This is a genomic window from Mesorhizobium sp. NZP2234, assembly GCF_013170765.1.
GTDB classification, from domain to species: Bacteria; Pseudomonadota; Alphaproteobacteria; order Rhizobiales; family Rhizobiaceae; genus Mesorhizobium; species Mesorhizobium loti_D.
In genome coordinates this window covers 4667372-4681865 of the sequence record NZ_CP033364.1, presented here as the reverse complement: position 1 = coordinate 4681865, position 14494 = coordinate 4667372, and the positions used below count along the sequence as shown (strand labels likewise).

The following is a 14494-nucleotide window of genomic DNA, read 5'->3' as shown; positions in this document are numbered from 1 at the left end:
GCTCACTCCCCCGGCGATCTCGCAGGTTCCAGCGTCTTGGGCGTTGTCAGCCGGCCATGGCCGGAGACGGCGTTGCCCGCATCGGGCGCCAGCCGCATGAACGACAGCGACGCCGCCGCGGATACGGCCGCCACGATGAAGAAGGCGATATGGAAATCGCCCAGCGTTAGCGGGCCGCCATGGATCGAGGTCGAGACCTCCAGGATGCCGCCGGCTAGCGCCACGCCGAGCGCGATCGACAACTGCTGGAACACCGCCGTGATGGGCGTTGCCTTGCTGGTGTCCTCGGCCGACACCTCGGCATAGGAAAGCGCGTTGACGCCGGTGAAGAACATCGAGCGGATGAAGCCGCCGACCAGCAATATGGCCAGCATCAGCACGTAAGGTGTTTCGGGGGTGAAGAGGCCGTAAATGGCGATCGATGCGGCGGCGACCAGCGAGCCGACGATCAGCACGCGCCGGAAGCCGGCAACGCGAAAAATCAGCGCGGTGACGAATTTCATGCCGATGGCGCCGATCGCCGAGACGAAGGTGATCATGCCGGATTGGAACGGCGTCAGCCCGAAGCCGATCTGGAACATCAGCGGCAGCAGGAATGGCACCGCCCCGATGCCGATGCGAAACAGCGAGCCGCCAAGCACCGACGAGCGGAACACCTGGTTGCGGAACAGTTCGAGTGCCAGCAGCGGATTCCTGGCGTGGCGCGCGTGCATCAGGTAAAGCGCGCCCGACAGCAGCCCGACGGCCACGGTGATGAAGCCGGTCGCCGGCGGCAGATAGGGCAGGCTGACCACCGACAGGCCGAACACCACACCGGATGCCGCCACCCCGCTCAGCACGAAGCCGACGAAATCGAGCGGCGGTGTTTCCATCGATTCGGTTTCCGGCAGGAAGCGTGTGGCCAGCCAGATGCCGATCAGGCCGATCGGCACGTTGATCAGGAATATCCAGTGCCAGGTGAAATAGGTGGTGATGAAGCCGCCGATCGGCGGGCCGACCAGCGGTCCGACCAGGGCGGGAACGGTCAGCCAGGACATGGCGGCGACCAGGTCGCTCTTGGGTGTGGCCCGCACCAGCACCAGGCGCCCGACCGGCGTCATCATGGCGCCGCCGATGCCTTGCAGGAACCGCGATACCACGAAGGCCGGTAGAGAACCTGACAGGGCGCAGGCGACCGAACCGACGATAAACACCGCGATCGCGGCGCGAAAAATATTCTTGGCGCCGAAACGGTCGGCCATCCAGCCGCTGATCGGAATGAAGATGGCCAGCGACACCAGATAGGCAGTCAATGCCAGCTTGAGCGCGATAGGGCTGGTATGGATGTCTATGGCGATCGCCGGCAGCGATGTCGCGATGACGGTCGAATCCATGTTCTCCATGAAAAGTGCGACCGCCAGGATGAGCGGGATGGTGCGATTCACGAGCGTGACCGTTTCGAACTTTGTTTCCGACCGGGAGGGAGCCGGTGCAGGGGCGCGGTTATCACGGCTGGACACCAATGTCGTGTTAATTTGCTGTCACTTTTGTGCGACTGCAACCAGCGGTGGCGCCAAATCAAGCGATAACGCCGTTGTGCGATGCAACGATCGGCTTTTCATCCGCGCCGCGACGTGTTACCAGCCAGCGCCAATCCTGAAAGGGAAGAACGAGTCGGCGCTGTCCATCCCGGTCCAGCGCTTTTTCCGCATTCTAAAGGGCTGGCCATGGCAAAAATCATCGAAACGTCCACCGGCGCACTGGCGCTGACCTTTGACGACGTGCTTTTGCAGCCGGGTCATTCCGAGGTCATGCCGGGCGAAACCGATGTCCGGACCCGCATTGCCGGCGACATCGACCTGAACGTGCCGATCCTCTCCGCCGCGATGGATACCGTCACCGAGGCGCGTCTTGCCATCGCCATGGCCCAGGCCGGCGGCATCGGGGTCATCCATCGCAATTTCTCGCCGGCCGAACAGGCCGAACAGGTGCGGCAGGTGAAGAAATTCGAATCCGGCATGGTGGTCAACCCGGTCACCATCGGCCCCGACGCCACGCTGGCCGACGCGCTGTCCCTGATGCGCACCTATTCGATCTCGGGCATTCCGGTGGTCGAGAATGGCGACACGGGCGGCCACAAGACCGGCCGGCTGGTCGGCATCCTGACCAATCGCGACGTGCGCTTCGCCTCCGATCCAGCGCAGAAGGTCTACGAATTGATGACCCGTGAAAACCTGATCACGGTCAAGGAGAATGTCGACCAGGACGAGGCCAAGCGGCTCCTGCATCAGCACCGGATCGAAAAACTCGTCGTCGTCGACAAGAAGGGCAACTGCGTTGGCCTGATCACCGTCAAGGACATCGAGAAGTCGCAGCTCAACCCGCACGCCACCAAGGATGCGCAGGGGCGCCTGCGTGCGGCAGCCGCCACCAGCGTCGGCGACGACGGCTTCGAGCGTGCCGAGCGCCTGATCGAGGCCGGCGTCGACCTTTTGGTCATCGACACCGCGCATGGCCACTCGCAGCGCGTGCTGGATGCGGTGACGCGTGCCAAGAAGCTTTCCAATTCGGTTCGCATCCTGGCCGGCAACGTCGCGACCGCTGAAGGCACGCAGGCGCTGATCGACGCTGGCGCCGACGCCGTCAAGGTCGGCATCGGCCCGGGCTCCATCTGCACCACCCGCATCGTTGCCGGCGTCGGCGTGCCGCAGCTTTCAGCCATCATGTCAGCCGTCGAGACGGCGCACAAATCAGGTGTGTCGGTGATTGCCGATGGCGGCATCAAATATTCCGGCGACCTTGCCAAGGCGCTCGCCGCGGGCGCCAGCGCCGCCATGATCGGTTCGCTGCTGGCCGGTACGGACGAAAGCCCGGGCGAGGTCTATCTGCACCAGGGCCGCTCCTTCAAGGCCTATCGCGGCATGGGTTCGGTCGGCGCCATGGCGCGCGGCTCGGCAGATCGCTACTTCCAGGCCGAGGTTCGCGACACGCTGAAACTGGTGCCGGAAGGCATTGAAGGCCAGGTCCCTTACAAAGGACCTGTGTCTGGCGTGCTGCACCAGCTTGCAGGCGGGCTAAAAGCCGCTATGGGTTATGTTGGTGGCCGCGACCTTGCCGATTTCCGCGAGCGCGCCACCTTTGTGCGCATATCCAACGCCGGACTTCGTGAAAGCCACGCCCATGACGTCACGATTACCCGCGAAAGCCCGAACTATCCCGGCGGAGCCTGAGCAATACGGGCTCGGGCGAAGCCTGACCGCGACGATCCTGCGGCTGTCTCGCCACGCGGCAGCGCTTTGTTTCCTGTCGGCGTCGGTTTTTATGGCCATGACGCTGCTGGAATTCTTCTATTTCCGTCAATTGAGCGGCGGCCTGCCGTCGCTCGACATGCGCTATTTCGGCTTCACGCCCGACGAAGGCATGGCCTGGCTGACGGCGCTTGGCCGCCGCGGCGGCGAGATCATCCTCGTCTGGCACTACCTCACCTTTGATCTCTTGTTCCCGGCGCTGTTGTCGCTGACCCTGGTGAGCCTGATCCTGGCCTCCGGCCGGCGCCTGAAGAATTTCCGCGTGCTGCCGCCGCAGGCGCAGTCGATCTTCGCGCTGGTGCTGGTGCTGCCCTATACGCTTGCCGACTATGCGCAGAATATCGCCGTGGCGCGCCTTCTGTCCGATTTCCTGTCGGCCAACCCGGATTCGCTGTCTTTCGCCTCGTCGCTGATCGTCGCCAAATTCGCCCTTCTTGCCATCCCGGTGGTCGTCATCGCCGCTTTCTGGCTGATTGGCCAGAGACCCCTGCCTTGATGCTGGACAGGGCAGGGGAAACATCATGAACCAGACCGCGATTTTCTGGCCGGTACTGGCGCAGGTGTTGCTGATCTATATCGTCTACGCCGTGTTGGGTCGTCGCAGATATGGTGCAATCAGGTCAGGCGAGGCCAAGGTTGGTCAATACAAGGTCCGCTCGACCGAGCCGGCCTCCAGCGTCACCGTTGCCGCCAATCTCAGCAACCAGTTCGAACTGCCGGTGCTTTTCTATGTGTTGTGCCTGACGCTGCATGTGACCAATGGCGTCAACTATCTGACCTTGGCACTGATGTGGATTTTTGTCGCCTCGCGCTGCTTTCACGCCTGGGTTCACCTGACCAGCAACAATCTGCTGCTGCGCAGCCGCTCTTTCTCTTTTGGAGCCGTGATCATCCTGTTGGGCTGGATCTGGCTCGCCCTGCATCTGCTGGGCGTGGTTTAGGCCGCGCACCGGCCCTTGGGGGCGAAAAGTCAGGCAGGTGGCTTTCGTGGCCCGCGGCCCCTTCCCACCTTGCGAAGAAGGTCGCACCGCAAAGCGGAGCGGGGCGAGGGCAGGCGCTATAAATCGAACACCGCGATCTTGCGTTTGTCGAACTTGATGCCGATCTCGCCACGCACCAGCTTCAGCGCCTGTTCGCCGAACACGGCACGCCGCCATCCCTGCAGCGCCGGCACATCGGCGTCCTCGCCCTCGGCCGCGATGCGGTCGATGTCGTCGCTGGATGCCAATACTTTCGAGGCCACGCCCTGCTTCTCGGCAACGATCCTGAGCAGTACTTTCAACAGTTCCGCCGCGGCATTTGAGCCTTCCGGCGGCTGAAAATTCTTCGGCAGTTTCGGCATCTGCTCCTTGGGCAAGGCCAGCGCTGCGTTGACCGCCCCAAGCAGGGCCGTCGCCGTCGAGGAGCGCTCCCAGCCCTTGGGTGTTGTGCGCAGCTTGGCAAGCGCCGCCGCGTCACGCGGCGCCTGCTGCGCCACCTCGTAGATCGCGTCGTCCTTGAGCACGCGGCCGCGCGGCACGTCGCGTTCCCTGGCCTCGCGCTCGCGCCATGCCGCCACGGCCTGCACGATCGCCAGTTCCTGCGGCTTGCGCAGCCGCATCTTCAGCCGCTTCCAGGCGTCTTCGGGATGCGGATCGTAGGTCTCGCGCGAGGTCAGCACATCCATTTCTTCGTTCAGCCAGTGGGCGCGGTTTTCCCGTGCCAATTCGGCGCTCAGGTGCTGGTAGACCTCGATCAGATGGGTGACGTCGGCCAGCGCGTAATCGAGCTGCTTGTCGGACAGCGGCCGGTGGCGCCAGTCGGTGAAGCGCGAAGATTTGTCGAGCCGCGCACCGGTGATGCGCTGCACGAGCTGGTCGTAGGAAACGCTGTCGCCAAAGCCGCAGACCATCGCCGCGATCTGTGTATCGAACACAGGATGCGGCACCAGATCCCCGAGATGGACGATGATTTCGATGTCCTGCCGGGCGGCATGGAAGACCTTGACCACCGCCTCGTTGGCCATCAGCCTGAAGAAGGGTGCCAGGTCGATGTCTGGCGACAGCGGATCGATCAGCGCCGTCACGCCCGGGGCCGCCATCTGGATCAGGCACAGGATTGGCCAGAAGGTCGTTTCGCGGATGAATTCGGTGTCGACGGTGACGAAATCCGACTTTTCGAAAGCGGCGAGAACGGTCTCGAGTTCTTTCTGGGTGGTGATGACGTGCATCAAATCGCTTTTGGCAGGAGTAAGGTCTTCCTAGATTTCAGCCGGAAAGGCTTTCGTCAAGCTTTGGCGCCTCCATCATGAACCTCCCGGGTCGTCTGAATCACCATTCCGTCTGGCCAGACGCGCGAAAATGGTGGAGGTGCGCAACAGAGCGGTGAATCGGCTGCGTTTGCTCAAAGGCACGCCGGACCGGGCCTGCATGCGGTAGAGGATGACGGCGATGAAGATCGCATAGACGATGGCGCTGAACACGAACAGCGCGCTCGGCCCGAAATACTGCATCGCCGTGGAGGCTGCGTAAGGGCCGCCGATGGCGCCGAAGGAGTAGAACAGCATCAGCGCCGCATTGATCAGCACGAACTCGCCCGTGTCGGCGCGGTCATTGGAATGCGCCGCCGACAGCGAATAGAGCGGCATGGCGAAACAGCCGAAGATGAAGACGATGACGAAGTTGAGCAGCGGATTGCTGCCGGCGATGAACACCAGCGCCAATGCCGAAAGCATCGCGCAGCAGGTCGTTATCAACAGCACCCGGCGCCGGTCCCAGCGGTCGGACAGGTAGCCCAGCGGGTACTGGATGATGGCGCCGCCGAAGATGCCGACGCTGACGAAGGTGACGACATCGGCGACCGACATGCCGATCTGCTCGGCATAGACCGGCGACAACGTGCGAAAGGCGCTGTTGGTGACGCCGACGGCAATGCAGCCGAAACAGCCCAGCGGCGAAATGCGCCAGACGCGCCCCAGGTCGAGCTTGACCTCCTCCGGCGGCGTCGGGTTGGAGCGGTCGCCGAGCGACACCGGCACCAGCGACAGCGTGATCATGATCGACATGATGGCGAAGATGGTGAAGCCGCCGGCGCCGAAGATCGGAATCAGGAACTGGGCGCCGGTTACGGAACCGGTGTCGACCATCCGGTAGATCGCCAGCACGCGTGCGCGGTCGTGATTGCTGACGCCGGAATTCAGCCAGCTTTCAACGATGGTGAACAAACCGGCGAAACAGAAGCCGCCGGCAAAGCGCACCGCGCACCACATCACCGGATCGAGGACCAGCACCAGCAGCAGTGTGCCGACCGATGCGATCGCGGCCAACGCCGAAAACGCCCTGATATGGCCGACCGCCTTCATGATGCGGGTGATGGCCAGGCAGCCGAGCAGGAAGCCGGCGAAATAGAATGTGCCCATCAGGCCGATGTCGGAAGCGGAAAACCCCTCCTGCGCGCCGCGCAGCGCGATCAGCGTGCTCTGCAGCCCATTGCCGCCAAGCAGGATGCCTGCGGCGAGAAGAAGCGGGATCAGCGGGCGGATGGAGGACATGAAAGGCGATCACGTATCGGTGATCCCTTCTTGAACCATTGCTTCCATCAATGCCAGCGGCAATTCCAGGCCAGCATCGGTAGCCGCCCGCTACATTCGATTGCGAAGCATGGCGAAATCGGCCCAGACTGGGCCTTCATTCAATCCGCTTCAAACCCCGCGTCGCCACTATCTTCCATCTTCGGCGTCCATGCCCGGTTCGACCGAGAACGAGGCCATTGGCTTGTCACCCTGAAGCATCAGTTCCAGCTCACGGCCATTATGTGCCCTGTGCATCGTGGGAGAGTGTGTTTTGGAACGAGGCGTCTCCGGATCGCTTGATAAGGGCGTCGTCTCAGGAAGGACGTCTGGCGGCAATGCGTGGAGGCCGGCAAAGACTTGAAACCCTGACGGTCGAACCTGGATTCGGCTCAACGTCTCCTCGCCTTGACAAATCCGGCCTCCCATGCGCTTTTCGCGCAAATTTTGGGCCGGGCTTTGATGCTTTGGCCTGCCACCCAGCACCCCGGACTTTACCAATGACCATGCACCGTTACCGCAGCCATACCTGTGCCCAGTTGAGAAAGAGCGATGTCGGCTCATCCGTTCGCCTGTCGGGCTGGGTGCATCGCGTGCGCGATCATGGCGGCCTGCTCTTCATCGACCTGCGTGACCACTACGGCCTGACCCAGATCGTCGCCGATCCCGATTCGCCTGCCTTCAAGGTCGCCGAGACCGTGCGCGGCGAATGGGTCATCCGCGTCGACGGCGAGGTCAAGGCGCGCCTGCCGGAGACGGTCAACGCCAACCTGCCGACCGGCGAGATCGAGATTTTCGCCCGCGAGATCGAGGTGCTGTCGGCGGCCAAGGAATTGCCGCTGCCGGTGTTCGGCGAGCCGGACTATCCCGAGGACATCAGGCTGAAGTACCGCTTCCTCGACCTGCGCCGCGACACGCTGCACAGGAACATCGTGGCGCGCACGAAAATCATCGCCGAGATGCGCAAGCGCATGAACGATGTCGGCTTCACCGAATTCTCGACGCCGATCCTCACCGCCTCCTCGCCTGAAGGCGCCCGCGACTTCCTCGTCCCGTCGCGCATCCATCCCGGCACCTTCTACGCGCTGCCGCAGGCGCCGCAGCAATACAAGCAGCTGATCATGGTGTCGGGCTTCGACCGCTATTTCCAGATCGCGCCTTGCTTCCGCGACGAGGACCCGCGCGCCGACCGTCTGCCTGGCGAATTCTATCAGCTCGACCTTGAAATGAGCTTCGTCGAGCAGGACGACGTGCTGTCGACCATGGAACCGGTGATGCGCGGCGTCTTCGAGGCCTTCGCCAACGGCAAGCCGGTGACGCAGAAATTCCAGCGCATTCCCTATGATGTCGCCATGCGCAAATACGGCTCCGACAAGCCGGACCTGCGCAACCCGATCGAGATGCAGGCCGTCTCCGATCATTTCCGCGATTCCGGCTTCAAGGTGTTCGCCAACATCCTGGCCAACGATGCGAAGGCCGAGGTGTGGGGCATTCCGGCCAAGACAGGCGGCAGCCGCGCCTTCTGCGACCGCATGAACTCCTGGGCGCAAGGCGAGGGCCAGCCGGGGTTGGGTTACATCTTCTGGCGCAAGGAGGGTGACAAGCTCGAAGGCGCCGGCCCGCTCGCCAAGAACATCGGCGAGGAGCGCACCGAGGCGATCCGGCAGCAGCTCGGCCTTGCCGACGGCGACGCCGCCTTCTTCGTCGCCGGCGACCCGAAGAAGTTCGTCTCCTTCGCGGGAGCGGCACGCACCCGCGCCGGCGAGGAACTGAACCTCGTCGACCGCGAGCGCTTCGAATTGTGCTGGATCGTCGACTTTCCGTTCTTCGAATGGAACGAGGAGGAAAAGAAGATCGACTTCGCCCACAACCCGTTCTCGATGCCGCAGGGCGGCATCGACGCGCTGGATGGCGAGGATCTGCTCGGCATCAAGGCGTTCCAGTACGACATGGTCTGCAATGGCTTCGAGATCGCCAGCGGTGGCATCCGCAATCATCTGCCCGAAACCATGGTCAAGGCGTTCGAGACGGTCGGGCTGGACCGCGCCACGGTGGAGGAGCGTTTCGGCGGCCTCTACCGCGCCTTCCAGTACGGCGCGCCGCCGCATGGCGGCATGGCGGCGGGCGTCGACCGCGTCGTCATGTTGCTGGTTGGCGCCAAGAACCTGCGCGAGATCACCATGTTCCCGATGAACCAGCAAGCGTATGATCTGTTGATGAACGCACCGTCGGAAGCCTCGCCGCAGCAGCTTCGCGAACTGGCCCTGCGTGTCGCGCCGACCAAGAAGGACGCCTGATCGCGAGCTTCGGGCAATGCTTTAAGAAGCGGGCGGAACTACCTCTTCGGATTCTATAGTCCACAAAAAAGCCCGGCATCGCTGCCGGGCTTTTTTGTGATCCTGATGGTCGATCAGTCTTCGTTGGCCTTGACGGCCACGCCGAGCGTCTTCGGCAGATCGAGCGGGTTGGACATGGCGCCCGCCATGATCAGCGCGAACGGCACCGATGCCGGCGGCTCGGCCGAGATTTCGAGGCTCTTCGGGTCGTCTAGATATTTGCTGACCGCTGCCGTCACCTGCGCCGTCAGTTCGGGATTGTTGAGCTGCGCCATGCCGAACGGCACGATCGCCTTGGCTTGGTTGGCGATGTCCTTGGCCGACATGCCTTGCTGCTTGCCGACATATTCCAGCACCTTGCCGGTCAGCGAATCGTCGTCGAAGCGGATCGAGGCGCTGTTGAAGGAAAGCTGCTGCAACAGGCCGAGCATGGCCATGCCTTGCGCCGAATTGTCGGCGCCTTCGGGCTGCGCCGCCATCTTCTTCTGCATCTCCTGCAGCGACTTGATGAAGTCCATCGTGTAGCCGCCGAGATTGAAGGTCATGCCGAGCGTGCCGGCATTTTCGACGGAGATGTCATATTTCGACAGTTCCATCTTGCCGTCCGAGGGCTGCCAGGTGCCGGCCATTGCGAGATTGCCGGAGATGTTCTGGTAGCCGAGCGCGTCGATGACTTCCTTGGACTTGGGATCCTCGACCAGCGACAGATCGGCCGTGAACTTTTCCGTATTGCCGGTGAATTCCATCGCCTTGCCGTCCGCGGGCGGCGTGATCTGGATGGCAAGCCCGTCCATCGAGAAGGCGGTCTTGTCGGCGACCTTGACCGTCATGTTGGAGAGTTCGGCCGATTTGTACATCAGCAGCGAGCCCAACGGGCCGGTGGCGCCTTCGGCCGGAACCGTCATGTCGTGGATGACGAAGGGGCTCAGGTTGAGGGTGACCCCATCCTTGCTGTGTTCGAAGGGGGAGGTCGAGACGGTGCCGATGTCGTAGCCGCCATTGGCCTCGGTCACGCCCTCGAGCTTGACGTCACCGATCGGCAGGGCTTCCTTTTCCGCCGCCGGTTTGATGGACACGCCCTGCAGCACCATGCTGGTGTTGTCACCGGTCACTCCGGTCCAGGAGATGTTTACGCCCTGGGCCGCCAGCGCCGCCTTCAGCCGGTCGGCAACGGCCGCGTCCTGGGCAAGGGCCGCGTTCAGCGGCAGTGTGAACAGGAAGGTCGAAAGAGCGAATTTCCGGAGAGTTGAGCGTTTGATTGTCATCGCAAGGTCCCTGAGAGTGTCCTGAAATTGTTTTTCAATTCTTCGCGCCATCACCATTCCGTGACGAACTGGACGGGAAAAAGGCATGTCCCGGCACAATGGTCAAAAATTGCGGTGAAAGGCAAACCCGATCCGAACGCCATTGGAGAACGCGGTGAATTTGGCATGAAGGTCGGGCCGTCGAGCGTTATCGTGCTTCGCAATAGATGCGGCGTGTAACAGATTGATGTTGGCCGGCAAGCGCGACCTTGCGGTTTCCTGTTGCAGAAAAGCACGCAAGTCGACCGGCCGGGCGCGCGCCTCTTGCCGCGAATCACCCGCTCGGCTAGTCCCAGCCCATGGGAAAAAGGCTTTTGCCGCCTCAAGATGGCGGTGGCGATCACATCGAACCGGTCGATCTGAAGAAGGCGCTGGAAGAGCGCTATCTTGCCTATGCGCTGTCGACCATCATGCACCGGGCGCTGCCCGACGTACGCGACGGACTGAAGCCGGTCCATCGCCGCATCATGCACGCCATGCGCCTGCTGCGTCTCAACCCCGACCAGGGCTTCGCCAAATGCGCGCGTATCGTCGGCGAGGTGATGGGCAAGTTCCACCCGCATGGCGATCAGTCGATCTATGACGCGCTGGTGCGGTTGGCGCAGGATTTTTCGATGCGCTATCCCCTGGTCGACGGCCAGGGTAATTTCGGCAACATCGACGGCGATAACGCCGCCGCCATGCGCTACACCGAAGCGCGCATGACCGACGTGGCGACCGAATTGCTCGCCGGCATCACCGAGGACGCCGTCGATTACCGGCCGACCTACAATGAAGAGGACGAGGAGCCGGTGGTGCTCCCCGGCGCCTTCCCGAACCTTCTGGCCAACGGCTCGTCCGGCATCGCGGTCGGCATGGCGACATCGATCCCTCCGCACAACGCGGCCGAGCTCTGCGACGCGGCATTGCATCTGATCGAGCACCGGGATGCGCCGGTGGCGAAGTTGATGGATTTCGTCCAGGGCCCGGATTTCCCGACGGGCGGCATCATCGTCGACAGCCGCGCATCCATCCTCGAAGCCTACGAGACCGGCCGTGGCGGTTTTCGCGTGCGTTCGAAATGGAGCCAGGAAGACCAGGGCAGGGGCACCTGGAGCATCGTTGTCACCGAAATCCCTTATGGCGTGCAGAAAGCGCGGCTGATCGAAAAGATCGCCGAGCTTCTGATGGCGCGCAAACTGCCGCTGCTCGAGGACGTCAGGGACGAAAGCGCCGAGGATATCCGCGTCGTGCTGGTGCCCAAGAGCCGTTCTGTCGATCCGGGCATCCTGATGGAATCGCTGTTCAAGCTCACCGAGCTCGAAAGCCGCTTCCCGCTCAACATGAATGTGCTGTCGCGCGGCAAGGTGCCCAATGTCCTGTCTCTGAAGGGCGTGCTGCAGGAATGGCTCGACCACCGCCGCGACGTGCTGATCCGCCGCTCGAAACATCGCCTCGGCGAGATCGAACGGCGGCTGGAAATCCTTGCCGGCTACCTGATCGCCTATCTCAACATCGACGAGGTGATAAAGATCATCCGCGAGGAGGACGAGCCCAAGCAGGTGATGATGGCCCGCTGGTCACTCACCGACACCCAGGCTGAAGCCATCCTCAACATGCGGTTGCGCGCCTTGCGCAAGCTGGAAGAATTCGAGATCCGCAAGGAATTCGATGGCCTGAGCGCGGAGAAGACGCAGATCGAGGCGCTGCTGGCGTCCGATGCCAGGCAATGGTCGACGATCAAGTGGGAAGTCGCCAATCTGCGTGAAAAATTCGGCCCGGAGACGGAAATCGGCAAGCGCCGCACCCAGTTCGCCGATGCGCCCGAGCACGACCTGACCGATATCGCCCACGCCATGATCGAGCGCGAGCCGGTCACCGTGGTGGTTTCGGAGAAGGGTTGGCTCAGGGCCATGAAGGGTCATCTGGCCGACCTTTCGACACTCACCTTCAAGGAAGGTGACAGCCTGAAGCTCGCCTTCCATGCCCAGACCACCGACAAGGTGCTAGTGTTCACCACTGGCGGCAAGTTCTACACCATCGGCGCCGACCGGTTGCCAGGCGGACGCGGCCATGGCGAGCCGATCCGCATCATCGTCGACATGGACAATGACCAGGACATCGTCACCGCCTTCGTCCACGACCCCAAGCGCAAGCTCTTGCTGGCCTCGCATGACGCCAACGGCTTCATCGTGCCGGAGGAGGACGTGGTCGCCAACACTCGCAAGGGCAAGCAGGTGATGAACGTCAAGGCGCCGGACGAAGCCAAGCGCTGCGTGCCGGTCACCGGCGATCATCTCGCCATCGTTGGCGAGAACCGCAAGATGCTGGTGTTCGCGCTCTCCGAAATTCCGGAAATGGGCCGCGGCAAGGGCGTGCGGCTGCAAAAATACAAGGATGGCGGACTGCTCGATCTCAAGCCGTTCACATTGGAGACGGGTCTGTCCTGGCAGGATTCGGCCGACCGCACCTTCACGAGGTCGCGCGAGGAGCTGGCCGAATGGATCGGCGCCCGGGCATCGGCGGGACGTATGGTGCCAAAGGGTTTCCCGAGGACCGGCAAATTCGGCTGACGTCGCGATCTCCCCCCTCGAGGGGGAGATGTCGCCAAAGGCGACAGAGGGGATCGGCACGACCGGACGCAACCCCCTATCGCGACAGACGAGGCTAGCGCTCCGCGCGGCCCCCTCTGGCCTGCGGAAATCGCCTCAACGAGGGGGAGATTGGCGGCGTCACCATCATCATTTGGAGTATCGTCACGATTGCTGCACTATATCAGTGCATAACGGAGAAGGGTGTTTGGGAGACACGGGCGTTTGAAGGAATCCAGGATCCAGAAACCGGAACGGCAGCAGCGCCTGTTCGGCCTGTCGACGCCGTTGCGGTCGGCTGTCATTCCGCCGCTGTCGGCGGCGCGCTGGCTGCTGGTGCTGATCGTCGCCGCGGGCGTCTACTTCTTCCACGGCTTCCTGTTTCCGGTGCTGGCCGCGCTTGTCATCGCTTTCGCCAGCTGGCCGCTCTACCAGCGGCTGCTTGCCGGCGTCGGCGGCAACCGCACCGTCGCCGCCACCTTGGCCATCCTGTTCATCCTTGCCTTCCTGGTGATACCGATCGCGCTTGCCGGCACCTATGCCATCAACGAGGTGCGCGAATGGGTCGCCTGGGCGATCGAGACCAACCGGCATGGTGCCACCACGCCGCACTGGATCGCGACCATGCCTGTCATCGGCGACTGGCTGAACGAGCAGTGGACGACCAATTTCGGACATCCCGGCGGCATTGGCGAGCTGATCCAGTTGGTCAGCGGCGCCAATATCGGCAGCATCTATCGTGGCGCGCTCGCCGCCGGCGGCAGTGCCTTTGGGCTGCTCCTGACGTTGCTGTTCATGATGATCGCCCTGTTCTTCGCCTATCGCGATGGCGAGCATTTTGCCGGCCAGGTCGACCGCCTTGGCGAGCGCATCCTGCCGACCAGATGGGAGCGGATTTCGCGCGTCGTGCCGGCGACGATCTCCTCGACCGTGACCGGCATGACCGTCATCGCCATCGGCGAGGGGCTGGTGCTGGGCATTGCCTATTGGCTGGCGGGCGTGCCGTCGCCGGTGACGCTCGGTGCCCTGACCGGCGTCATGGCGCTCATCCCCGGCGGCGCACCCTTGTCCTTCACCCTTGTCTCGATCTACCTCGCGGCCAGCGGCTCGCCCATGGCCGGTCTGGCGCTGTTCCTGTGGGGTGCGGTCGAACTGTTCATCGTCGACAAGACGCTGCGCCCGAAGCTTGTCGGCGGACCGATAAAGCTGCCTTTCCTGCCGACCTTTTTCGGCCTGATCGGCGGCGTCAAGACCATGGGCTTCCTCGGCCTGTTCATCGGTCCGGTGCTGATGGCGCTGCTGGTCGCCATCTGGCGCGAGTGGCTGCGCGAGGTGGAACTGGTCGACGAGTTGGCCGCCGGCTCGGCGGCCGAGATCGAGGCCAGCCCACAGATCGAGGTCTTGCCGGAGCCTGGCGCGGCAAAGAAGGCCAGCGCCTGATCCCGAAACG

General features: G+C 63.0%; 11 protein-coding genes. 7 read left to right on the top strand and 4 right to left on the bottom strand.

All coding sequences use genetic code 11. The features are described from left to right. Nucleotides 1–2: 2 nt before the first annotated feature. Nucleotides 3–1424 (bottom strand): MFS transporter, encoded by a 1422-nt coding sequence (locus tag EB230_RS23185; RefSeq protein ID WP_172374027.1) that lies wholly within the window; start codon nucleotides 1422–1424, stop codon nucleotides 3–5. On the opposite strand from EB230_RS23185, the gene EB230_RS23180 reads away from it, so the two are divergent. The 4 genes from EB230_RS23180 to EB230_RS23165 are packed head-to-tail and all read left to right on the top strand — an operon-like array spanning nucleotide 1357 to nucleotide 4228. Continuing rightward, complete coding sequence (locus tag EB230_RS23180) at nucleotides 1357–1749, top strand: hypothetical protein (RefSeq protein ID WP_172370961.1); 393 nt, start codon at nucleotides 1357–1359, stop codon at nucleotides 1747–1749. The two genes, EB230_RS23185 and EB230_RS23180, sit on opposite strands and share 68 nt — an antisense overlap. Further along, nucleotides 1707–3209, top strand: a complete 1503-nt coding sequence (gene guaB / locus EB230_RS23175) for an IMP dehydrogenase (RefSeq protein WP_172374026.1) — start codon at nucleotides 1707–1709, stop codon at nucleotides 3207–3209. The genes EB230_RS23180 and guaB overlap by 43 nt, the downstream gene beginning before the upstream one ends. After that, nucleotides 3160–3783 (top strand): hypothetical protein, encoded by a 624-nt coding sequence (locus tag EB230_RS23170; protein WP_056562601.1) that lies wholly within the window; start codon nucleotides 3160–3162, stop codon nucleotides 3781–3783. The genes guaB and EB230_RS23170 overlap by 50 nt, the downstream gene beginning before the upstream one ends. A 25-nt stretch (nucleotides 3784–3808) precedes the next feature. Beyond that, on the top strand, nucleotides 3809–4228 hold the full coding sequence (locus tag EB230_RS23165) for an MAPEG family protein (RefSeq protein ID WP_056562596.1): 420 nt from the start codon (nucleotides 3809–3811) through the stop codon (nucleotides 4226–4228). Nucleotides 4229–4344: 116 nt separating this feature from the next. Here the strand turns inward: EB230_RS23165 and rnd are convergent, their stop codons facing one another. Together rnd and EB230_RS23155 are read right to left on the bottom strand one after the other, a co-directional pair. Then, a complete protein-coding gene (rnd, locus tag EB230_RS23160; RefSeq protein WP_172374025.1) occupies nucleotides 4345–5496 on the bottom strand; it encodes a ribonuclease D in 1152 nt (383 codons plus the stop codon). A 75-nt stretch (nucleotides 5497–5571) separates the two neighbouring features. Further along, a complete protein-coding gene (locus tag EB230_RS23155; protein WP_172374024.1) occupies nucleotides 5572–6816 on the bottom strand; it encodes an MFS transporter in 1245 nt (414 codons plus the stop codon). Nucleotides 6817–7340: 524 nt separating this feature from the next. Between EB230_RS23155 and aspS the strand changes: the two genes are divergently transcribed. After that, complete coding sequence (gene aspS / locus EB230_RS23150; RefSeq protein ID WP_056565438.1) at nucleotides 7341–9131, top strand: aspartate--tRNA ligase; 1791 nt, start codon at nucleotides 7341–7343, stop codon at nucleotides 9129–9131. Between the two features lie 113 nt (nucleotides 9132–9244). Here aspS and EB230_RS23145 read toward each other — a convergent pair whose 3' ends face one another. Further along, complete coding sequence (locus EB230_RS23145; protein WP_056562586.1) at nucleotides 9245–10435, bottom strand: hypothetical protein; 1191 nt, start codon at nucleotides 10433–10435, stop codon at nucleotides 9245–9247. Between the two features lie 338 nt (nucleotides 10436–10773). Here EB230_RS23145 and parC point away from each other — a divergent pair, with 338 nt between their 5' ends. Further along, nucleotides 10774–13026: a DNA topoisomerase IV subunit A gene (gene parC, locus EB230_RS23140; RefSeq protein ID WP_172374023.1), complete on the top strand. Its 2253-nt coding sequence runs from the start codon at nucleotides 10774–10776 to the stop codon at nucleotides 13024–13026. A 243-nt stretch (nucleotides 13027–13269) separates the two neighbouring features. Then, nucleotides 13270–14484 carry an AI-2E family transporter gene (locus EB230_RS23135; protein ID WP_056562580.1) on the top strand — a complete coding sequence of 405 codons (1215 nt, stop codon included), beginning with the start codon at nucleotides 13270–13272 and terminating at the stop codon, nucleotides 14482–14484. The last annotated feature ends 10 nt before the right edge of the window (nucleotides 14485–14494 follow it).